Raw genomic sequence first — 22,146 nt, forward strand, 5'->3', positions numbered from 1 at the left:
CCCGCCCGCCGCCCGGGTCGGGCGGGGCGGCTCAGGCCTGAAGGACTTCCTCGGGCGTGTAGTAGGGCTGGCGGGCAGCGGACGACACGCTCACGCCAAAGTAGCGAAACATCCGCTCGTGGTGGGTGGCCAGCCCCCTCAGGCGCACTGGCCGCTCGGCCAGCCCGCACGTCAACACGCCCACCGCGCTGTCCTTGAACTCGCGCAGGTGTGCGAAGTCCAGCACGACCTCGCACTCCCGCAGGGCCTCCAGCGAACTGCGCAACTCGAGCGCGGTCCGCCCGTCGAGCGTCCCTTCCAGGCGCAGGGTGACACTCCCCCCCGCCTCCTCCTCCCGGTGAATCTGCAGCCCCGCCATGCTGTGCTCTCCCGTGGACCTCTTCACAACACCGTGCATCCGGCGACGCACCCGTCACCGGGCGCGAACTCTGCGCCCGGCCTCCGGCGAAGTTCAGTCCCAACCCGGCAAACTCGACGAGACTGTCGGCCAGCGGGCGGAGCACGTGTCACGCAGGCATCAACCCTCCCGGTCATCCGTCTGCTGTGTCGCGCGCAGCGTCAGCTCGCGGGCCTGTTTCGCCTTCAACTTCCGAAACTCCTTCACGACCTTGGCGGGATAGCCGGCCATGAACTTCACGCGCCGCTCCCGCCTGGCCAGGATGCGCTGGGCCAGCCCCGGCCCCGCGTTGTAGGCCACCAGGGCGCGCTCCAGCGTGCCGAAGCGTTGGATGAGGTCCGCCAGATACGCCGTGCCCAGCTCCACGTTGGTCTCCGCGTCGAACAGGTTCGTGCGCCGCCCCAGCCGGAAGCCCGCCTTGTTCGCCAGGTACGTGCCGGTGTTTGGCATCACCTGCATGAGGCCCATGGCCCCCACGTTGGACACTGCATAGTTGTTGAACGAACTCTCGCAGTGGATGAGCGCCACCACGAGCAGCGGATCCAAGTGGTTGCGATCCGCCTCGCGGATGATGGCCACGGACAGCCGCCGCTGCTGCCGTGCCGTCAGTCCAGAAGCCCGGACGGCCTCCACCACGCCCAGGCGCTCGGCGTCCGCATAGTGCGAGTCGTCCGAGGACTCCCGGAGCTTCTCCTGGATGGCCTTGAGCTCCGCCTCGCGCTGGGCCAACTGCTGGCGCAGCGCGATGACCGCGGGAGCTTCACCGAGTGCTTCCTCCGGAGGCATCACGGGAAAGGCCCTCGCCCCACTTCCCACGAGCAACGCCGCCGCCATGGCCACCCATCTCCAGCCCCGCATCACGCCCTCCCCGACACCCGACCCCATGTCGCTCGCGCCGCCCTCGTCACTTCAAAGGCTCGGCGCCAAGCAGGCGGTGTGCCAGGACGTGGGGCAGCAAGAGGGCCTCGTGCGGCGTCCGGTGCGCGACATCTCAAGGGAGTCGGGCGGGCCGTTTGCCCGCGAGGGGGCAGGGAAGTTCCCACCGTGGGGCATGGCCGTTCCCACCGTGTTGCCGGGCTCCACGGTGATTCCTAGCTTCGCGACCAGTCAATCCCGCGAGCGGGCGAGGGCAGGGGAGGCGAGGCGTGTACTGGACGATGGGCATCATCCTGATGGTGTTGTGGGTGCTGGGGATGATCAGCGGCTCGACGGAGGGGCACTGGGTGCATCTGTTGTTGTTGTTCTCGCTGGTTGCGCTGGTGTTGGGGGCGGCCAGCACGGGGCGCAGTCGGGGTTGGGCGTGAGCCGGGAGCTGGACGTGGCGCGGCTGGAGCTGCCGCGCGACGAGAAGGGCTTCGTGCGCCGCGAGTGTCCCGCCTGTGGCCGGACGTTCAAGACGCGGCCCAGCCGGCATGATGCCCACGCGGTGCACCGGCGGTTGACCTCGCTCTTCCCGTTCGAGAACGCGCACGAGAGCGGGGACTCCGAGGGCCCGCCGTGGTGCTGCCTGTACTGCGGCCACAAGGCGCCCACGGATTCGTGGTTGACCACCGAGCAGCACGTGCATGTCGAGCGCGTGGCCCGGGCCTGGGCCAATCACGTGCGCTACGAGCAGCTCGCGCACGTGACGCGGACGCTGTCGCAGAACCCTCGGCCCACCTTCGTGGTGGTGCCGCCCGAGGACCTGCCGGGGCCCATGCCGCCGGACTCCGAGTCCCTGCGCGTCATCCCCATGGTGTGCTGCGGCGAGGACGTGCAGGCCCTCTGGGAGTGGGACAGCGCGCTCTACTGCCCGCGATGCGGCGCGCACCACGGGGGGCTGAGCGGTCGGCAGCAGATCCACCTGCGCTTCATCCAGGAGTAGACGCTCCCGGGCGCGCCGGGCAGTCTCCCCGGCGCGATGAGGAACCTCTGCCTGGGGATGGTGGTGCTGGCCGCGCTGTGGGGGAGTCTCGCGCGCGCGCACGACGCGGACATCCTCTATGCCCAGGCCCGTCGCGAGGGACCGGATGCCTCACGGGTCCAAGAAACGGTGACGCTGACCGCGAACACGCTGGCGCTGCTCGTGCCCGTGGACGCGCACGGCTCGCTCACCCAGGCCGAGCTGAACGCGCGCGCCGACGCCCTCTCGGTGGGCGTGTGGGACGCGATGCCGATGACGGCCGGTGGCAAGGCCTGCGTTCGAAGTGGCCAGCGCGCGTGGCTGCGCGACGCCTATGTGGAGTTGAGCGCCACGTTCGAGTGTCCCCCGGGTCCGCTGCGGCAGACCTTCCGGCTGCTCGCGGTGTTGCCGGCCAACTACCGCGTCGTGGTGGGCAGCTTCCTCGAAGGCGATGGTCCGGGCGCGCTGTTCGCGGACGCGGCGCAGCCATCCGTGATGTTGCCTGGGCCCGGCGAGTCGGCCAGTCGCGTGTCGGGCCTGGGCGGGTGGATCTCCCTGGGCATCCACCACATCTTCAGCGGGGTGGATCACCTGGCCTTCCTGTTGGCGGTGCTGCTGGTGGGGGGCTCGTTCCGGCGCGTGTTGTTGCTGGTGACGTCGTTCACGGTGGCCCACTCCTTGACGCTGGGGGCTACGGCGCTGGGGTTCGTGGTGTTGGATGGCGCCCGGGCCCGCTGGGTGGAGGCGGCCATCGCGGCGTCGATCATCTATGTGGCCGTGGAGAACCTCGTGCTGCGGCGCCACGAGCACCGCGCGCTCGTCACGTTCCTGTTCGGCCTGGTGCACGGCTTTGGCTTCGCCAGCGCGCTGCGCGAGCAGGGGCTGGGGCAGGACGTGGTGTCGGGGCTGTTGGGTTTCAACCTCGGCGTGGAGGTGGGGCAGGCCGTGGTGGTGGCGGTGTTGCTGCCCGTCCTGCGCATGGTTCAGCGGCGCCCCACGCTGCATCGGCGCACCGTGCGATTCCTCTCGCTTGGCATCCTCGTCGCTGGTGGCTACTGGATGGTCCAGCGGGCCCTCGGTTGAATCCCCAGGAGGCCGTTCCTAGCTTCCCTCGGAAGAGGGTGGGGAGGGACGCTGATGGGTGCGAGGCATACGCGGTTGGCAGCGGCGCTGGCCGCCGCGTGGGAAGCAGAGGTCGTGTCCGCCCGACGCATGACGGCGTTGGCGGAGCGCATGGGGGACGCGCGCGTACGGGCACGGCTCATGGTGCTGGCGGCCTTCTGTCGGGCGCATGCCTCGCGCCTGCTGGCCCGACTGGCAGCGCTGGGCCGCGGCCCGCTCCCCGTTCCCCCCGAGGACATCGAGCTGGGTGCGGACACCGTGCTGGAGCTGCGCCGCGAGGGCGCCTTCGCCCGTGTCTCCGCCACCCGCTACGAGTCCACCGCCGAGCTGGCCCGGCAACAAGCGGACCTGTCCTCCGCTTGGGTCTGTGAGCTCAACCGCACCGAGGAGCAGGACCGCGCCCGGGAGCTCCTGGCCCTGGCGGAAGGGGCGCTCGCCGGAATTTCCATGGATGCCGCGGCCGCCGCGCCAGCGGATTCCTGAGTCTCGGGCGTGCACGGCCGGTGACAGTCCCGGCGCCTTGGGCGTATGAACCCGCCCATGGCGAAGGAGAGCTACAACGATCTCATCTTCCAGCTCGGTGACCTGGCGCGCGATCGATTGCCGGGCAAGCCGGGCTGCCCCCGTTCCATGGACCGCGTGTTCAAGGCCGAGGAGGCCGTGGTGGCGAGCCGCGATCAGCTCGCCGCCATGGAGCAGGAGATGAACGACGAGGACGCGGCGTTCCAGGACTTCCTCGCGCATCAGGAGGAAGAGCGGGGCGGCCACCAGGCGATTGTCACCAAGTGGAAGAAGGCCGTGGACTCCGTGGAGGGCAAGGTCCGGGGGCTGCGCAAGACGCTGACCAACAAGCGCGCCGACTACCGCTACGCCCAGTTCGGCTTGAAGCAGATGGAACAGAAGATGGAGGACCTGGAGCTCATCACCCAGGACGCGGGCCGGCTCGACCTGGCGCGCCAGAACCTCAAGAAGAACCGCATCACCCAGATGCGCCTCGCCCGTGAGATCGAGGACCTGGAGCACCAGGTCGCCACGGCGCTGACGCCCTTCCCGGGGCAGCCCGGCGCCGCCGGCATCCTGGCCCACAAGCGCCTGCTGGAGATGGAGGACGAGCAGGAGGCCCGCAAGCTCGCCCACGACGAGCGCATGGCCGAGTTGGATCAATCCATCGGCACCCAGGAGGAGGCGGTGAAGGCCTCGGAGGATTACCTCGATCAAGCCCTGTTCCTTCTGGGCGAAGAGGTGTATTCCCTGCGCGTCGCGGACGCGCAGCTTGCGCCGTTCTACCCTCGTCTGGATCGCGCACAGTGAGGGGGCTCCCCGCCCGTAGTGCTTGACGTGGGGGGCGTGTCTGCTATCTTGCGCCGCTTCCTGGCGCCCGTGGGATGCTGTGCGGGCCAGTTCATTGATTTTATTGGGTTTTCAGCGCCACGGGCGCTCGCTGTGAGGACGACGTGAAGGGTCTGATTGGCAAGAAGATCGGAATGACCCAGGTGTTCAACGACGAGGGCAACCTCGTTCCGGTGACGGTCATCGACGTCAACACCTGCCAGGTGATGGGCAAGCGCACCCCGGAGAAGGATCAGTACTCCGCGGTGACCCTCGGCTTCGGCGAGGTTCGCGAGAAGGTGCTGACCCAGCCGGTGCGTGGCTTCTTCAAGAAGAACAACGCCGCGCCGCGCCGCCACCTGAAGGAGTTCCGCGTGTCTCCTGAGGAGGCTGCGGGCTTCAACGTGGGCGACGCCGTGAAGGCGGACATGTTCGCGAAGGGCCAGCTCGTGGACATCACGGGCATCACCAAGGGTCGCGGCTTCTCCGGCGTCATGCGCCGCTGGAGCTTCAAGGGTTCGCAGACGAAGACGCACGGTACGCACGAGTACCAGCGTCACCCGGGCGCCATCGGTCAGCGTAAGACGCCGGGCCGTACGTACCCGAACAAGAAGATGCCCGGCCACTACGGCGTGGAGCAGGTCACCACCCAGAACCTGTCCGTCGTGGCGGTGGATGTGGAGAAGGGCCTCGTCCTGGTCAAGGGCGCCGTCCCGGGCCACAACGACGCCATCGTCTACGTTCGCCCCAGCATCAAGGTGGCGATGCGCGAGCAGCACAAGGCCGCGCGCGGCTGATTCACGCAGCGCGTCTGTTCCCGAGCGCGACCGACGCCCCGTCTCCGGGCCCTTCCAGGGTGCCGGGCGGGGCGTTCGTTTTTTCAGCCCTGGGGGACTCGGAAGCGTTCGGCAGTGGGCGGGAGGGGCGCGCGGGGTGGAAAGTCCTGCAACCCGGGGCGCCCTCACCTTGCCGCGAGGGGGCGGCGTGTGCACATCGCTGTGCCACGGAAGAGGCCTGATCGGTGACGCGGGCTTCGCGTTGGGGGAGGCTCGGCCTCTCGCACACGGCGGCCCCCCCGGGCCGGGCAGGAGCCATGAAAGCACGCTCGTTTCGCGTTCTCACTTCGCTGCTCGCCACGCTGACGGCGCTCGGGGCTGCCGCCCAGGAGGAGGGCGTCCTCGACTCGGCGGTCGTCCGCAATCGGCTGTATCGCCCGGCGGGGCATCCGGAGCTGTCGTTGTCGGTGGGACTGCCGGTGCAGACGCACCTGACCGCCCACTACTTCTTCGACGTGGGGTTGGCCTACAACCTCTTCGACACGCTCGCGGTGGAGGCCCGTGCGGGCTACGCGGCCAGTCGCCACACCGGGTTGGCGCGCTCCATCTCGGAGAGCTTCCTGGACCGGCAGGACAAGAAGATCACCGACGAGCTCGAAGACCTCTGGCAGATGAACTTCCATGGGGTCGCGGGTGTGCGTTGGGCGCCCGTCTACGGGAAGTTGAGCCTGGTGTCGGACATCCCGGCGCACTTCCAGGCCTACCTCTGGGCGGGAGGTGGGGTGGGCTCGTTCAAGCGCAAGTCCGTCATCCAGTGCTCACATGTGGTGGACCGCACGGCGGGCGTCTGCGACGACCGGACCTCGCTGGATGATCGCGGCACGGCGCGCGAGGACTTCTGGGTCCACGAGACGCGCGTGGCGCCGGTGGTGTCTGGGGCGCTGGGCTTCCGCTTCTTCATCCTCGACAAGCACGGCGTGAAGCTGGAGGTGCGCGATTGGATCTTCCGCGACAGCTACCGCGTGAACCTGCTGCGGGATGACTGGGAGGCCGGCCGCGAGACGGGGGAGAAAGCCCCCAGCCCTGGACTCACGCACCTGGTGCAGTTCGACCTTGGCTACACCTTCTCCTTCTAGGCCGGCCCCATGCGAACCTTCCCGCGCCTCGCGCTCCTGTTCACCGCGCTGCCCGCGCTCGCGCTCGCTCAGGTCTCGAGCGGCGAGCAGCCCGTGCCCGCGCCGGGCCCCGAGTCGGCGATCCCTCCGGAGCCCGTCAGCGCCAGCCCCCAGCCCGAGCCACCGCGCGCGCCTCGAGAGCGCCCGCCGCCCGTGACGCCGGCGATCCAACATGCGCCGGTGCGCGCCATCGAGGCCTCCGCGCCCGCGCCCGATGCGCCCGTGGCCATGCCCACCCCCGCGCCGCCACCGGCGAGCGCGGATGACACGCCCGACCTCTCCTCGGAGGGGCCTCGCACCACGGACGCCTCGCAGCAGCGCCTGGTGAACGGCGCGCCGCTCTACGACCCGAACGTCAACGTCCACATCGTGCAGAAGAAGCGCTTCGCCGACGAGGGCCACCACGAGGTGGTGCTGTACCCGGCGGTGGTGCAACTCAATGGCAAGTACACCAACCACGTGGGGACGGCGCTGCACTACGTCTACCACCTGCAAGAGAACTTCGGCGTCCAACTGGCGGGCCAGTACAACTGGTACTCGGACGAGAGCCACTTCAACCTGGAGTTGATCGACAAGGTCCGCGAGCAGGCGCAGGCGGCCTCGTCGCTCTTGCTGCAGTGGGGGGTGCAGGCTGGCGTGGAGGTGACGCCGCTGTACGGCAAGTTCGCCTTCCTCAACAACTCGTTGGCGCAGTTCAGCGTGGTGCTGAGCGGTGGTGCGGGCCTGGGGGCCACGCGGCACCTCATCCGCCCCGCGGTGGCCAACGAGGTGGATGGCCAGACGTTCCAGGTGCCCGCGCGCTACGGCGACACGGGCACCAAGTTCCTGGGCTCGGTGGGCGGCGGCTTCCGGCTCCAGTTCGGCGAGTCGTACTCCATCCGTCTGGAGGTCCGTGACCTGCTCTACACGGCGCGCGTGGACAAGGTGGATGGCTGCTCGCTGTCGGACTTCGAGGCGATGGAGACCGCGCGCGCGGGCAACCAGCCCTTCTCCGACTTGAAGCTGAGCGGTGGTTGCAAGGTGGAGAAGTTCGACGGCGTGGACCCGAAGACGAAGAAGAACTACCGCGAGGACATCATCCTGGGGCGCGACCTCGTCGCCGAGCCGTCCTCGGACGTCCTCAACAACGTCAGCTTCTATGCTGGCTTCTCCATCCTCTTCTGAGGACCGGCGCACGACCGAGGGAAAGAACGCCATGTCCCGACTGCTCCGCCTCCTGGTTGTCCTGGCGCCGCTCGCGGCCTCCGCGCAGCAGGACGTCTCCGGGTACAACCGCGCGCTCGCGGCCTTCAACGCGGGTGACCTGGACACCGCCGCGCCCCTCTTCCTCCGCCTGTCGGAAGGGGAGGTGCCCCCGGATGTGAAGGCCCGGTCCGAGTACTACCTGGCGCAGTCCTTCGCGAAGAAGGACCTGCCCGTAGCGGCCTTCATCACCTACGCGAACATCGTCAACGCTGGGCCCAAGCACCCCTCGTACCTCAAGGCCATCGAGGGGCTGGTGGACATGCAGCAGCGGTTGGATGAGCAGAACCTCATCCCGAGCATCCTCAACCAGGCCTACACCGACGAGGTGCGCGACCAATGGGTGACGCTGCCCAAGGAAGTGCTCGCGCGCATCAACTATCTGGTGGGCACCGTGAGCCAGCGGCGCATGCGCTTCGAGGAGGCGCGGGCGCTGCTCGAGGCGGTGCCTCGTGACAGCCGCGTCTACGCGAAGGCGCGCTATCTGCTCGGCATCGTGTTGGCGGATCCGCGCTTCCCGGGCCGTCCGGGCGAGGCCCAGTCGCTCGACCAGGAGGCCATCTCCTCGTTCAAGGATGTGCTGGCCGCCAAGGAGCCCCAGGTGGAGCTGCCCGAGACGCGGCAGCTCGCGATGCTGTCGCTCGGGCGGGTGCTGTACCGCCGCGGTGAGTATGCGCGCGCGGAGGAGGCCTACGAGATGGTCCCTCGCTACGCGCGCTTCTGGGATCAGGCCTTGTTCGAGAATGGCTTCGCGCGCTTCCAGAACGAGGACTTTGGTGGCGCGCTCGGCAGCCTCCAGGCCCTGCACGCGCCGCAGTTCGAGGGTGCCTTCCAGCCCGAGTCGTGGATCCTCAAGGCGACCGTCTATTACTACTCGTGCCTGTACGACGAGGTGAAGACGACGCTGGCCTCGTTCGACGCGCACTACGGCCCCATGGCCAAGCAGCTGGAGCCCTTCACGCGCGAGGACGTCACGCTGGTGCAGGCCTTCAACCTGGTGGCTTCGGAGAACCGCCGGCTGCCGCGCCCCGTCTACCTGTGGATCCGCAGCAACGAGCGGATCCGTGAAGTGCAGCGGATGCTCGCGCGCGTGGACGCGGAGAAGCGCGAGCTGACCGAAGGCCCGTGGCGAGGCACGCCGCTGGCGACGCAGACCGTGGCCTCGTTGGAGGACGTGCGCAGCACGTTGCTCCAGGTGGGAGGCACCCTGGCGCGCAGCCGACTGCACGAGGCCTACGACAACCTGCGCACCTTCTCCGACCAGGCGGAGATCATCCGCGTGCAGACAGCGCTGGATGAGAAGGACTTGTTCCAGGCGGGAGTGGACCAGCGGGCCCTGCTCGCGCGTCAGTCGCTGTACCGCCCGAAGATGCCGGGCGAGGCGTGGAACTACTGGAAGTTCCAGGGCGAGTTCTGGATCGACGAGATTGGCTACTACCAGTACACGCTCAAGCGAGGCTGTCCCGCGAAGAAAGCGGAGCGCTGAGCGGCGTGCCCGGGCCACTTCTCATTCGAGGGGGGCGCGTCTACTTTCTGTCGTCCCTGGCCCAGGGGGCCGCGCGGCCTTCGCGCCAGGGCAGGTGACTTGGCGGGGTTCGCATGAAGGTGGTGCTGCGTTTCGGTGCGCTGGCGGTGGGGGTCGCACTGGCGACAGGGGCGGGGGCGGAGGCTGCGCAGTCCCGGAAGGCCGCCACGAAGCCGGGGCGGGCGTCCGCGACGAAGCCTGAGGCGGCGTCCTCTCGCAAGGACAGCGCGGGCAAGGACGACGCGAAGAAGGCCGAGGCACCTCCGCCGGGCGTGGCGCCCGAGGACGTGCGCAGCGGTCCCGCGCGCGTGCGGCCCGCGACGGCGAAGTTCGCGGAAGTGCCGCGCATCGACGACGCGAAGAAGGACGCGCTGGCGGACAAGAAGCGCGACGAGGCCATCGAGGGCTTCAAGCGCCTCATTCCCAAGCTCCAGGATGGCAGCACGCAGAAGGCGGAGCTGCTGTATCGCCTGTCGGAGTTGTACTGGGAGAAGTCGAAGTACCTCTACCGGCTGGAGATGAACCAGTTCCTCTCCGCGGAGAAGTCCTACGACGCGGCCGTGGCGCGGGGCGAGAAGGTGGAGGCGCCTCGGCAGGACCATCGTGAGAGCGAGCGTTACCGCGCGGACACGATGCGCATCTACGAGGACATCCTCCGCGACTACCCGAACTATCCCCAGCGCGACGAGGTCCTCTTCTCCCTGGGCTACAACCTCTACGAGCTGGGCCGGCGCGACGAGGCCGTGGCCCGCTACGAGGAGCTCATCCGCGACTTCCCCAAGTCGCAGTTCGTGCCGGACACGTACATCCAGCTCGGCAATCACTACTTCGAGGCGAACAAGTTGGACCCCGCTCGGGCCAACTTCGAGAAGGCGCGCGCGTCCGGCGTTCCAAAAATCTTCGCCTACGCCATCTACAAGCTGGCGTGGTGTGACTACAACACGCCGGGCGGCTACGACGCGGGACTCAAGAAGCTCCACGACGTGGTGGACTACGCGCAGAAGCACGGCGCGGAGCTGAGCGACCTGCGCACCGAGGCGCTCAATGACCTGACGGTCTTCTACGTCCAGTTGGATCAGCCCGAGGCCGCGCTCGCTTACTTCAAGGCGAAGGCGCCCGTGCAGCGGCAGAGTCGGCTGCTCGCGAAGACCGCCGCGGGACTCGTGGACGCGGGCCACTTCGACAGCGCCATCACCATGTACCGCACGCTCATCGACGACGCGCCGATGGGTTCCAACGCTCCGGAGTATCAGCAGGCCATCGTCCGCGCCTTCGAAGGACTGCGGCAGCGCCAGCAGGTCCGCAAGGAGATGAAGCGGATGGTGGACCTGTACCGCCCCGGCGCGCCCTGGTGGAGCGCCAACGCGGGACAGACGCCGGTGCTGCGCAACGCCTTCAACGTCACCGAAGAAGCGATGCGGGTGATGGTGACGGAGTACCACCAGGAGGCGCAGAAGACGCGGCAGGTGGAGACGTACCGGCTCGCGCGCGACATCTACAAGCAATACGTGGACGCGTTCGCGTCGAATGACAACCCGGACTTCGTCGCGGACTCGGCGTTCAACCTGCGCTTCTTCTACGCGGAGATCCTCTGGGCCCTCGAAGAGTGGGAGGCCGCCGCCGCCGAGTACGACGCCGTGGTGGTGTTCAAGATTCCGGACCGCGACACCGCGCGCGAAGTCTCCAACGAGGCCTACCGAAAGAGCGCCGCGTACAACGCGGTGCTCGCCTACGACAAGCTGGTGAAGATCGAGCGCGGGCAGCTGTCTCGCAGCGACCTCAAGGACGGGCAGAAGGTCGACGAGAAGAAGGACAAGGGCGACGTCGCTCGGCAGAAATTGGTGAAGCGCGACGCGCGGGAGCAGCAGGAGGAGGACCTCACGCGGTTCGAGTCCCGACTCGTGGCTGCTTGCGACGTGTACAACAAGCTGTACCCAGACAACCCGGACGAGATTGACCTGCGCTATCAGGCCGCGGTGATTCTCTACGACCGCGCGCACTTCGTGGATGCCGCGCGGCGCTTTGGGGAGATCATCGACAAGTTCCCGGAGGAGCGGCGATCGCGTGACGCGGCCGACCTCACGATGTACGTGCTGGAGAGTCGGCAGGAGTGGTTCGAGCTGAACACGCTGTCGCGCAAGTTCCTGTCGAACAGGAAGTTGTCCAAGCCCGGCACGGACTTCACCGCGCGCGTCGCCCGCGTGGTGGAGGGCAGCCAGTACAAGTGGGTGGATGAGATCGTCTACAAGAAGGAGAAGAACCCGGCGAAGGCCGCCGAGGAGTTCCTTCGCTTCGTCTCCGAGTTCCCTCACTCGGAGAACGCCGACCGCGCGCTCACCTACGTGATGGTCATCGCGCAGGAAGCGGGCGAGATGGACAAGGGCATCACCGCCGGCGAGCGCTTCCTCAAGGAGTATCCCGGCAGTCCCTTCACCCTGAAGGCTCGTTACACGCTGTCCGGCCTCTACGAAAAGGTGGCCGAGTTCCGCAAGGCGGCGGTCATGTCCGAGGCCTTCGTCGCCGAGTACGACGCGGCCATGGCGGAGCGCGACTCGAGCCACAAGGCGAAGGAGTCCAAGCACAAGGGCAAGGCTCCTCCAGCGAAGAAAGAGGAGCCCGCGAGCCCCACGCCTCCAGAGTCCGCCGAGTCGCGCGCGCGCCATGCGTCGGAGCGCGCCACCTTGGTGGATGAAGCGGGGGCCTGGGTGGCCGATGCGCTGTTCAACACCGGGGTGTGGTGGGACGGCGTGGGCGATTCACAGAAGGCGGTGGCGGCCTGGTCCGCGTACATCCGCCGCTTTGGGGACCGCAAGGACGTGCCTCAGGTCGCGTTCGCCATCGGGCTCGTCTGGGAGAAGGAGAAGAAGTGGGCGGATGCGGCTCGCGCCTTCAACCTCTTCGTCGAGGACTATGGGCGGGATGCGCGCACGGCCTCGGGGCAGCCGTATCTGGCGCGCTACCGCGAGTTGCTCGCGTACCAGAAGCAGCGCGATTACCGCGGCATGGAGCGGGCCGAGGACGACCTGGTGCGGACGTGGGGCCGTCTGCCGGAGGCGCAGCACAAGAACACCGCGCTGCTCAACGCGTATGGCCATGCGCGGTTCCTCACGCTGGAGTCGCTGTGGCGGCGCTACACGGAGATCCGCTTCACGCGCGTGAGCACCATCCGCCGAGACCTCGCGGCCAAGCAGCGGGAGATGGCGCGCCTGGAGAAGGAGTACGCGGCGGTGCTCGCCACGGGCTCGGGCGAGTGGGGCATCGCGGCGCTCACCCGCATCGGGCTCGCATACGCGGACTTCGCGCGCAACATCATGGAGTCGCCGGATCCGCCGGGGCTCGATGAGGATCAGCTCTCCATGTACCGCGGTGAGTTGGAGAACCTGGCGCTGCCGCTGGAGGACAAGGCCTCCGAGGCTCTGGAGAAGGGCTTGGACAAGGCCTACGAGCTGGGGCTCTACAGCGAGTGGACGCTGGCGGCCCAGGAACAGCTCAATCGGTACAAGCCCGGGGTCTACGCCGCGGTGCGGCCGGTCACCTATCGCGGCAGCGGTGAGTCGTTCGCCAGCACGGATGTGGCGCGCGTGCTGACGGGCCCGGCCAGCGCAGCCACCGCGCCCGCCGAGCCTGCTCCGGCCACGCCGCCGCCGCAGGACCCTCCCGCGAAACCCCAGGCGCCCGAGGCGGGCAAGGCGCCCGCGCCCACCGCGTCGAATGAGGAGGTGCACCCGTGAGCGCCCCGTCGTCGTTCGTGGCCCCTCGCGCGTGGGGATGGCGCTCGCGCTGGTTCGTGTTGGGCCTGTCGTGTGGCGCGCTGGCGTGCGCCTCGGCGAAGCCCGCGGTGGTGACACCGCCCACGCCGCCCGTGGTCACCGCGCCTCCACCTCCGCCACCGGAGAAGACCGCGGACGCGCTGTTCGCCGAGGCGCTCGCGGCCTACGAAGCGGGCGACCTGGACACCGCGCGCGCGGGCTTCGAGAAGGCGCTGGCCAAGGCGCCTCAGGCGCTCAATGCCCAGTTCAACCTGGGCGTCATCGCGCAGCGCCAGGGGCGGATGGATGACGCGCGCGCGGCCTATGAGAAGGCACTGTTCCTGGACCCCGCGCACACGCCCTCGGTGCTCAACTTGGGTGGGCTGGAGCGTCAGCAGGGGCGGGCGGATGAGGCCATCGCGCTCTACGCGCGCGCGCTCAAGGCGCCGAAGCATGAGGATGACGTGGCGGTCCTCGACGCGCTCACCGCTGCGTACGCGCAGGCCAAGAAGTTCGACCTGGCGGAGTCCACCGCGCGCCGCGTCCTATCGCGACACAAGGACCATCCCGAGGCCTACAAGAACCTCGCGCTCATCGCCTACGAGCGTGGCCAGTTCCGCCTCGCGGAGCTGCTCCTGCTCGACGCGCGCAAGGGCGCGGACAAGGACCCGGCCATCGCGAACACCCTGGGCATGGTGTACCTGAAGCTCGATGACCGAGCCCGGGCGCTGGCGCAGTTCCAGCGAGCCGTCTCGCTCGATGCGAAGTTCGTCCCAGGCTTCCTCAACCTGGGCGCGCTGGCGCTCAGCTACCGCGACTATGCGGGCGCGGAGCGAGCCTTCTCTCGGGCGCTGGAGCTGGAGCCGGGCGCGCAGGAGGCCCAGCTCTATCTGGCGTATGCGTTGGATGGTCAGAAGGGCCGGGAGCCGAAGAAGGGAATCGCGGCGGGCGAGGCCTTCGAGCGGGTGCTGGCGCAGCGCCCGGATCAACCCGAGGCCCTGTGTGGCGCGGGCTGGGCCTACGCGGCCGAGCGCACCGGCTGGCAGAAGGCCATCGCGTTCCTGGAGCGTTGCAGGGGGTTGCCGTCCACGTCCGCGCAGGATCAGCAGCTCATCCAGGCGAAGACGCAGGGCTTGCGCAACATGATGAAGTCCACCGCACAGGCCACTCCCGCGCCCGAGGGGGGGCATCCGGACAAGAAGCCAGGACCTCCGGCCGCGGGTGGGGGCGGCTCGGTGTTGGAGCACCTGCCACAGGACCCGGCCGCGGAGCCTGCTCCCACTGGGACTGGGGGGCCAGCGGGTGATGCGCCCGAGACGCCTCCCGCTCCCTCCCCGGCGCCAACTCCGGGGAAGTGACGGTGGGGGGAAGTTTTTTCCTTCCTCCAGGCCCGCCCGTGGAAGCTGGCGAGCGGCGGCCTTAGATTCAGGGGGCTTGGAGCTGGTGCGAGCCCTGCAAGGAGCGGCGGGGGCCTCGGGCCCGACCCGCTGTCTCAGGCAATGGAGTGACTGGAGGCTGCAATGAAGCGACTGGCAGCGGGAGTGTTGGGGACCGTGCTGTTCGCTCTTCCCGTGGCCGCGCAGGAGCGCGGCAAGGATGAGGTGAAGGTCATCCAGGAGGAGGACCGGACGGTCTACCGGAAGAAGACGGTCATCGACTTCACGGATGTCGCGGTGGAGGGGGAGCTCACCAAGCCGGAGGGCTCCTATCTGCTCAATCGCAAGCAGACCGACTTCCAAAGCCTCATCAAGGTCCGGGAGAACTTCGATCCAGAGATGCAGAAGTCCGCGGACAACCTCTAGCGGGTGACGCGACGGGCGGGCGTTTTTCGGGCGGAAGGGAAGAAGGAAGATTCCTCATGGCGGCGGCGAAGAAGAACGGCGTGACGCTTCGAATCACCGGACCGGACGGCTCCATCCAGGAGGCCGTTGTGGATGCGGACAGCGTCATCGTGGGGTCGGGCGCCCAGGCGGCGGTGAAGATTCAGGACCCGCGGGTCTCCAACCTGCACGTGATGCTCAAGGTCGATGCCGACGGCTCGGTGGTCGCCATCGACCTGGGCAGCGAGAGCGGCACGCAGGTGCGCGGCGAGCGCCTCCTCATCCCCACGCCCCTCAAACCCGGTGACGTGCTGGCCCTGGGGGGCTCGCGCGTCGAGGTCTTCTTCGGTGAGCCCGCGCGGGCCATGCCTCCCGCGGGCGCGCAGGTGGCGGGCGCCGCGTTCCAAGGGTCGGTGACGCAGCGCCCGGCGTCTCCCTCCATGGCCGAGGTGGTGACACCCGCGCGAGTGCAGGCCGTGGGCGCGCAGGTCACGAGCGCCGGGGGCGCGAATCGCGCGACGGTGAGCGCGGGGTTGGGCGGAGCCGGGGCCGTGTCTCGCTCCACGCCGCCCGCGCCCATGTTCGATGCGCCGCCGCCCGCGGCCCGGACTCGCCCCGAGCCCCACGCGGTTCGCCGCGATGCGCCGCTTTCCGCGGCCCGTCCTCCCGCGCATCTTCAGGAGCCGCTGCCCGCCGAGGCCCAGCCCACGGCCGATGCGCACCTGCTCCAGGTCGCGCTTCTGTGGGGCGACACGCTGCTCGAGGTCCGGCACTTCCGAGACGGCGTGCCCGTCACGGTGGGCGAAGGCTCACGCAACGCGTTCCTGGCTCCAGTGCCCGGGGTGGGCGCTCGCCATGTCCTCGCGGTGGGGCGCGGGGGCACGTTGGAGCTGCGGACTCCCGCGGGGGCGGGCGTCATCGTCACCCACATGGGGGACGTGCGGACCAAGGATGCGCTGCGTGCGGCGGGACAGCTCGCGAGCGCGGCGGCGGACGCGGAGCAGGTGTACACGCTCGGCCTGCATGACCGGGCGGAGGTGGCGCTGGGCGCGCTGACGTTCGTGCTCCGGCAGGTCCGGCCCTCGGCGGCCATCGAAGCGCCCGCGCTGTCCGAGCGCGACTTCGCCTTCTTCAAGATCACCGTGATGTGCCTGATGGTCGCGGCGGCGCTGCTGGCCGCGCTGACGCTGACGCCGCGCACGGAGTCGCGCTCGGCCGATGACATCTTCGAGTCCCAGCAGCGGGTGGCGAAGTTCCTCATCGCGCCGGAGAAGAAGGTGGAGATGAAGAAGCTCCAGCTTCAGGGCGTGGAGGAGGGCGCGAAGGCGAAGGACGAGGAGGGCAAGTTCGGCAAGGAGGAGGCCAAGAAGGCCGAGGCCGATCCCTCGAGGCCCGGGACGCCCGTGGTGGATCGCACCAAGAAGGAGAAGGACCGGCAGGTGGTGGGAAAGGTCGGCCTGTTGGGTGCGTTCAAGGGCTTGAAGGGCGGCGCGTCGGACGTGTTCGGGCCGGGCGGTCTGGGCACGGGCATCAACAACGCGCTGGGTGGGCTCAAGGGCGGCGCGGGCATGGGGGATGCGCAGGGCGTGGGCGGCATGGGCACGCGCGGCACGGGCAAGGGCGGCGGCGGCACGGCGCTGGGCATCGGGGGCGTGGGGACGCAGGGCGATGGGCGCGGCGCGGGTGGCTCGGGGGGCATCGACCTGGGCGGGCGCGGCAAGAGCCTCACCAAGGTCATCCCGGGCAAGACGACGGTGGTGGGCGGCCTGGACAAGGACGTCATCGCCAAGGTCATCCGGCGCCACCAGGGTGAGATCAAGTACTGCTACGAGTCCGAGCTGAACAAGAACCCGAGCCTCGCGGGCAAGGTGGCGGTGGCGTTCACGATCGACCCGACGGGCGCGGTGGCGGACGCGTCCGTCTCCGAGTCGACGCTCGGCAGCACCTCGGCGGAGAACTGCATGCTGGCTCGCATCCGTCGCTGGAAGTTCCCCGAGCCCAAGGGGGGTGGCGTGGTGTCGGTGACGTATCCCTGGCTGTTCTCGCCCGCGGGCGCGGATGTCGGCGGCGGGGGCGAGGGCTGAACAGCTCCGGCGGTCGCGAGTGGCGGGGACGCAACGGACCCCGCCGGTTTCGCTCCGGACCGACATTGCCGAGTGGCCCGGGGCATCACTAACGTCTCGCGCCGCTTCCGGTGGGTTCGGGAGGGCTCGTTCGACGGGAGGCCCTGTGAAGAAGTCCGTGCTGTTGGCCGCGCTCGCGCTGTCCGTCCCCGCCCTGGCGGAAACGCCTCCCGAGGGTGTGGAGTTCACGCCGCGCCGTGGCTTCTTCACCGAAACGGATATCGGCGTCTTCTTCACCGTGGGCGGCGAGAACTCCTATTCGAACGCGCAGTCGTACCTGCAGCTCGGCATCGGCTACGACCTGACCGAGCGCCTGTCGTTGGGCGCGCACTTCGGCTTGGGCTCGTCCGCGGCGAACTGCTTCGCCGGCTTCTTGCCGAACTCCGACATCTGCTCGCTGTCGGACAACTTCACCGTGGCGTTCGGTGACCTGACGGCCGCGTATCACCTGCGGCTGGCGAATCGCTTCTATCTGACGCCGAAGATCGCCGCGGGTTACACGCGGTTGGATCCGTCTCCCGTGGACTCGGAGGGGGGAGACCCCGGTCGCGCGACGAATGCCTTCAACGCGGGGGCCGGGGTGGGGCTGGAGTACGCGACGTCGCTCGATCACTTCTCCGTGGGGGCGGACTTGATGGGCCGCTACATCTTCGGGCCCAGCATCATGACGTTCGCCGTGTTTCCTCGCGTGAAGTACACGTTCTGAGGGCCGCGCGGCTCACGCCCGCGAGGCGTGGTGGCGGTAGCTCTCCAGCGTCTCGCGGAGGGCTTGCTCCAGGGGGGTGTACGTGAAGTCCGGGACGCGCCGCCGCAGCGTCGCGTCATCGAGCAGCAGGGTGTTCTCGTAGAGGTAGCGCATCTCCACCACCTCGCGAGCCATGCCATTGAAGAGTCCACCCACGCGGATGAGCCACCACGGCAGCCGGCGCACGCGCGCGGGGGCTCCGGCGGCTCGTGCGACGGCCTCCAGGAAGTCTCGGGAGGTGGGCGTGACGAAGCCGCGCACGTGCACCACGTCGAACGCCGGGCCATCCGCGAGGCCCATCAGCGCAACGGTGGCTCGGGCCACGTCGGGCACATAGGCCATCTCGTGCGCGCGAGTTGGATCCGTGAGCGTGAGCAGCGCCTTGCCGGCCAGCGCATTGAGGAACATTGGATCCACGCCACCGTTGCGCACGGTGGGGCCGAAGTAGTCATTGGCCCGGACGACCAGGACGCGCACGTCGCCAGCCTGCGTGGCGTCGCGCAGCGCGTGCTCCATGCGCATTCGCAGCGTTCCCTTGTGCGTGATGGGGCCCTCGGGATGGGACTCCGTCAGCGGGACGTCGTAGCGCGGGGCGAGGTTGTACACGTTGCCCGCGAAGACGATGGTCGCGCCCTGCGCTCGCGCGGCGGCGATGACGTTGGTGGTGACGCGCTCCATGACGGTGTCCCACTCGGGATAGGGCACGTTGATGGCGTGGACGAGGTGACTGCAGCCCTCGGCGGCGCGTGAGACCGCCTCGGCCTGTAGGGCGTCACCGACTCGCAGCGCCACGCGTGAGGCGTCCTCGCCCAACGCTCGGCGGGCCCGGGCCTCATCGCGTACGAGCGCTCGCACCCTTGCCCCCGCGGCGAGGAGCGCTCGCGTCACGGCGAGGCCAAAGCCTCCCGTGGCACCAAGGACGAGGATGGGACGCGTGAACGAGGGGGCGGGCATGGGAGGCTCCAGGAGCAAGGAAGACCGATGCCCGAAACCTACGAAGCGGGCGGCTCCGGGGCAGTGATGGCACCGGACAAAGGATTGACCCGCGCGGCCACGGCCCGTGTCACGACGCGCCACGCCCCCCCGCGCGAGCACAGGGCTCGGCCAGTCTCCCCTTGCGATGGGCTCCCGGAGAGCGCGGGTGGGGCGCGGGGCGATATAACCGGGGATGTGAGTCACCTCGTCTCCCTTCGCGTCCTGCGTCCCGTGTTGGAGGCCTCGCGTGCCGTGGGACTCGCTCCCGCGGAGCTTGCGCTCATCGAGGGTCCCCCCGTGGATTCCCCGGATGCGGTGCACGTGGCGGTGGAGCGCTACCTGGAGCTGTGGGACGAGGTGTCGCGCCGGGCGCCTCGTCCGCTGTTCCACCTGGACGTCGCCCGCATGGGGGGACGCGAGCACTTCGGCGCGCTGGGTTTCGCGTGCGCGGTGAGTCCGGATCTGGACGAGGCGTTCGCCCGCCTGGGGCGCTTCTGTCGGCTGTGCACGAGCGCGTGGACGTGGGAGCGCGGGCAGGTGGAGGACCTCGCGGCGTTGGTGCTCGCGTGGCACACGGCGCCGCAGGCCGGCGACTCCGTGGCGGCGGAGCACCTGCTCATGGAGTGCCTGCACACGGGCCAGCTCATCGCGGGACAGCCGTGGCGGCCCGTGGAGGTTCACTTCACGCACGCTGGGCCCTCGGACACGTCGGCGCACCAGGCCGCGTTCGGCGCGCCGGTGCACTTCGGCCGCGAGCGCAACGCGCTGCTCGTTCGCCCCGAGGTGACGCAGTGGAAGCTCGCGCAGGCGGACCCGTACTTCCTCGCCTTCTTCGAGCGGCAGGCCGAGGCCCTGCTCGCGAAGGCGCCTCGCCCCGAGTCGCTGAGCGCGCACGTGCGGCGCCTGCTCGTGGAGGACTTCCGAGGCGGACTTCCGAGCCTGGGCAGCGTGGCGACGCGGCTGGCCTTGTCCGAGCGCACGCTGCGCCGGAGGCTTCAGGACGAAGGCACCCAGTTCCAGCAGCTCGTGGAAGAGGTCCGAGAGGCGCTGGCGCGCCGCTACCTGGGGGAAGCCCGCTTGTCCGTGGGCGAGGTCGCCTTCCTGCTGGGTTTCAGCGAGCCGAGCGCCTTCCACCGCGCCTTCAAGCGATGGACCGGGGAGACGCCGGTGAGCTTCCGGCGGCGGCAGGACGTCTCGCACGCCTGAGGAAACACGAAGGGCCGCCCCCGATGAGAGGAGCGGCCCTGGGGACGTCACAACGAGGGTGAGTGACTACCCGTTCTCGTTGCGCTCCTCGCGCTTGCGGTCGCGCTCGGCACGGTAGCGCTCACCGTTGGCGAGGGCCTTCTTGCGCATGCGGACGGACTTGGGCGTCACCTCGACGAGCTCGTCGTCGGCGATCCACTCCAGGGCCTTCTCTAGCCCCATCTCGCGGGGCGGGACGAGGATGACGTTCTCGTCGCGGCCAGCGGCGCGGATGTTGGTGAGCTTCTTCTCGCGGCACGCGTTGACGTTGAGCTCGGACGGGTGCGAGTGCTCGCCGATGATCATGCCCTCGTAGACGGTGGTGCCCTCGGCGACGAAGAGCTGGCCGCGCTCCTGGATGCTGAACAGGGCGTAGGGCACGGTGTCGCCCAGGCGGTCCGAGACGATGGCGCCGTTGGCGCGCTTGGGGATGTGGCCGAACCACGGCTCGAAGCCGTCGAACTGGCTGCTCATGATGCCCTCGCCACGGGTGATGGTGAGGAACTCAGAGCGGAACCCGATGAGGCCGCGCGCGGGGATGCGGAACTGGAGGCGGGTGCGGCCCGAGCCCAGCTGCGCCATGTCCGTCATGCGGCCCTTGCGGGGCCCCAGGCGCTCCGTCACGGAGCCGACGCTGTTCTCCGGCACGTCGCAGAAGAGCAGCTCCATCGGCTCGTGGAGCACGCCGTCGATGGTCTTGGTGATGGGCTCGGGGTTGGACGCCGTCAGCTCGTACCCCTCGCGGCGCATGTTCTCGATGATGACGGCGAGCGCGAGTTCGCCACGGCCCACGACCTTGAACGCGTCCGGCGTCGCGGTGTCCTCCACGCGCACGGCCACGTTGCGGTAGGCCTCGCGGTAGAGGCGCTCACGCAGGTTGCGCGAGGTGACGAACTTGCCTTCCTTGCCGGCCAGCGGTCCGTCGTTGACCTTGAAGATCATCATCATCGTGGGCTCATCCACGGTGATGCGGGGCAGGGCCACCGGCTTCTCGGCGTCCGCGATGGTGTCACCAATGGACACCGCCTCGATGCCGGCGATGGAGACGATCTCACCCGGACCCGCGTCCGGAATCTCCACGCGCTTCAGGCCGGAGAAGCCGTACAGCTTGACGATCTTCCCCTGCTCGACCTTGCCGCCCTCGCGCATGACGGAGACGGGCATGTTGGCCGCGAGCCGGCCGGCCTGAACGCGGCCCACCGCGAGGCGGCCCACGTAGTCGTCGTAGTCCAGGTTGGCCACGAGCAGCTGCAGCGACGGCTCGCTGGACATCGGTGGAGGCGGGATGTGGCGGATGATGGCGTCGTAGAGCGGCTCCAGCGTCTTGCCGGGGACCTCGAGCTCCGTGGACGCCTGACCCTGGCGCGCGACCGTGTAGAGGACGGGCATCTCCAACTGCTGCTCGTCCGCGCCCAGGTCGATGTAGAGCGAGTAGACGAGGTCGAGCACGTCCTTGGCGCGCGCGTCCTGCCGGTCAATCTTGTTGATGACCAGCACCGTCTTGAGGCCCATGGCCAGGGCCTTGCTCAGCACGAAGCGCGTCTGGGGCAGGGGACCTTCGGCCGCGTCCACCAGCAGGATGACGCCATCGACCAGGCGCAGACCGCGCTCCACCTCGCCACCGAAGTCGGCGTGGCCTGGGGTGTCGATGATGTTGATCTGCATCCCCTTGTAGGAGACCGCGGTGTTCTTCGCGAGGATGGTGATGCCCTTCTCGCGCTCGAGGTCGTTCGAGTCCATCACCCGTTCGGCGACGACCTCGTTGCTACGGAAGGTGCCCGCCTGGCGAAGCAGGTGGTCGACGAGCGTGGTCTTGCCATGGTCGACGTGGGCGACGATGGCGACATTGCGGATGTTTTCGCGAGGAATCATACGAACCGAACTGGAAGATGGAGGTGCGATGGGGCCACCCAGGACGGGTGCTCCCGAACCTCACCGGAACCCGGAAGGCCGGCGCTTATATGCCGCGAGGGACTCCCCTGCAATGAACGCGGGTGCTTGCCGCGTGACTGACCGGGACAGGGGCTGGCATTCCAGTGAG

At 69.0% G+C, this 22,146-nt stretch carries 19 protein-coding genes; 15 read left to right on the forward strand and 4 right to left on the reverse strand.

The features are described 5' to 3' along the window. Nucleotides 1-31: 31 nt before the first annotated feature. Nucleotides 32-358: an STAS domain-containing protein gene (locus KRR26_RS17455; RefSeq protein ID WP_120209962.1), complete on the reverse strand. Its 327-nt coding sequence runs from the start codon at nt 356-358 to the stop codon at nt 32-34. Nucleotides 359-517: 159 nt separating this feature from the next. Then, on the reverse strand, nt 518-1,255 hold the full coding sequence (locus KRR26_RS17460) for a transglycosylase SLT domain-containing protein (protein WP_120209961.1): 738 nt from the start codon (nt 1,253-1,255) through the stop codon (nt 518-520). Between the two features lie 287 nt (nt 1,256-1,542). On the opposite strand from KRR26_RS17460, the gene KRR26_RS17465 reads away from it, so the two are divergent. From KRR26_RS17465 to cglE, 14 genes are all read left to right on the forward strand, one after another. Continuing rightward, nucleotides 1,543-1,701 (forward strand): lmo0937 family membrane protein, encoded by a 159-nt coding sequence (locus KRR26_RS17465; RefSeq protein WP_120209960.1) that lies wholly within the window; start codon nt 1,543-1,545, stop codon nt 1,699-1,701. Then, complete coding sequence (locus tag KRR26_RS17470; protein ID WP_120210024.1) at nt 1,698-2,261, forward strand: hypothetical protein; 564 nt, start codon at nt 1,698-1,700, stop codon at nt 2,259-2,261. The genes KRR26_RS17465 and KRR26_RS17470 overlap by 4 nt, the downstream gene beginning before the upstream one ends. A gap of 36 nt (nt 2,262-2,297) precedes the next feature. Then, nucleotides 2,298-3,362 (forward strand): HupE/UreJ family protein, encoded by a 1,065-nt coding sequence (locus KRR26_RS17475; protein ID WP_120209959.1) that lies wholly within the window; start codon nt 2,298-2,300, stop codon nt 3,360-3,362. A 54-nt stretch (nt 3,363-3,416) separates the two neighbouring features. Next, on the forward strand, nt 3,417-3,884 hold the full coding sequence (locus tag KRR26_RS17480) for a hypothetical protein (protein WP_120209958.1): 468 nt from the start codon (nt 3,417-3,419) through the stop codon (nt 3,882-3,884). A gap of 57 nt (nt 3,885-3,941) precedes the next feature. After that, nucleotides 3,942-4,712: a hypothetical protein gene (locus tag KRR26_RS17485; protein WP_120209957.1), complete on the forward strand. Its 771-nt coding sequence runs from the start codon at nt 3,942-3,944 to the stop codon at nt 4,710-4,712. A 143-nt stretch (nt 4,713-4,855) separates the two neighbouring features. Then, the gene (gene rplC, locus KRR26_RS17490) at nt 4,856-5,527 is read left to right on the forward strand and encodes a 50S ribosomal protein L3 (RefSeq protein WP_120209956.1); all 672 of its coding nucleotides are present in this window, start codon (nt 4,856-4,858) and stop codon (nt 5,525-5,527) included. Nucleotides 5,528-5,823: 296 nt separating this feature from the next. Then, nucleotides 5,824-6,642 carry an outer membrane beta-barrel domain-containing protein gene (locus KRR26_RS17495; protein ID WP_217080354.1) on the forward strand — a complete coding sequence of 273 codons (819 nt, stop codon included), beginning with the start codon at nt 5,824-5,826 and terminating at the stop codon, nt 6,640-6,642. Nucleotides 6,643-6,651: 9 nt separating this feature from the next. Continuing rightward, complete coding sequence (locus KRR26_RS17500; RefSeq protein WP_120209954.1) at nt 6,652-7,845, forward strand: outer membrane beta-barrel domain-containing protein; 1,194 nt, start codon at nt 6,652-6,654, stop codon at nt 7,843-7,845. Between the two features lie 31 nt (nt 7,846-7,876). Next, nucleotides 7,877-9,409 (forward strand): tetratricopeptide repeat protein, encoded by a 1,533-nt coding sequence (locus tag KRR26_RS17505; RefSeq protein WP_120209953.1) that lies wholly within the window; start codon nt 7,877-7,879, stop codon nt 9,407-9,409. Nucleotides 9,410-9,522: 113 nt separating this feature from the next. Next, entirely contained in the window at nt 9,523-13,179 is a 3,657-nt protein-coding gene (locus tag KRR26_RS17510; RefSeq protein ID WP_217080355.1) for a tetratricopeptide repeat protein, read from the forward strand. Continuing rightward, nucleotides 13,176-14,555 carry a tetratricopeptide repeat protein gene (locus KRR26_RS17515; protein ID WP_217080356.1) on the forward strand — a complete coding sequence of 460 codons (1,380 nt, stop codon included), beginning with the start codon at nt 13,176-13,178 and terminating at the stop codon, nt 14,553-14,555. The genes KRR26_RS17510 and KRR26_RS17515 overlap by 4 nt, the downstream gene beginning before the upstream one ends. 162 nt (nt 14,556-14,717) lie before the next feature. Beyond that, nucleotides 14,718-14,999 (forward strand): hypothetical protein, encoded by a 282-nt coding sequence (locus KRR26_RS17520; protein WP_120209950.1) that lies wholly within the window; start codon nt 14,718-14,720, stop codon nt 14,997-14,999. Nucleotides 15,000-15,055: 56 nt separating this feature from the next. Next, the gene (locus KRR26_RS17525) at nt 15,056-17,101 is read left to right on the forward strand and encodes a TonB family protein (protein WP_120209949.1); all 2,046 of its coding nucleotides are present in this window, start codon (nt 15,056-15,058) and stop codon (nt 17,099-17,101) included. 145 nt (nt 17,102-17,246) lie between these two features. Next, nucleotides 17,247-17,846: an adventurous gliding motility protein CglE gene (gene cglE, locus KRR26_RS17530; protein ID WP_120209948.1), complete on the forward strand. Its 600-nt coding sequence runs from the start codon at nt 17,247-17,249 to the stop codon at nt 17,844-17,846. A gap of 12 nt (nt 17,847-17,858) precedes the next feature. Here cglE and KRR26_RS17535 read toward each other — a convergent pair whose 3' ends face one another. Next, on the reverse strand, nt 17,859-18,839 hold the full coding sequence (locus KRR26_RS17535) for an NAD-dependent epimerase/dehydratase family protein (protein WP_120209947.1): 981 nt from the start codon (nt 18,837-18,839) through the stop codon (nt 17,859-17,861). Nucleotides 18,840-19,112: 273 nt separating this feature from the next. Between KRR26_RS17535 and KRR26_RS17540 the strand changes: the two genes are divergently transcribed. Further along, nucleotides 19,113-20,066, forward strand: coding sequence for an AraC family transcriptional regulator (locus tag KRR26_RS17540; protein ID WP_147423071.1), 954 nt, complete (start codon nt 19,113-19,115; stop codon nt 20,064-20,066). Between the two features lie 66 nt (nt 20,067-20,132). Here KRR26_RS17540 and typA read toward each other — a convergent pair whose 3' ends face one another. After that, a complete protein-coding gene (gene typA / locus KRR26_RS17545; RefSeq protein WP_120209945.1) occupies nt 20,133-21,977 on the reverse strand; it encodes a translational GTPase TypA in 1,845 nt (614 codons plus the stop codon). Between the last annotated feature and the right edge of the window lie 169 nt (nt 21,978-22,146).

It is taken from the genome of Citreicoccus inhibens, from assembly GCF_019039035.1.
GTDB lineage: Bacteria > Myxococcota > Myxococcia > Myxococcales > Myxococcaceae > Citreicoccus > Citreicoccus inhibens.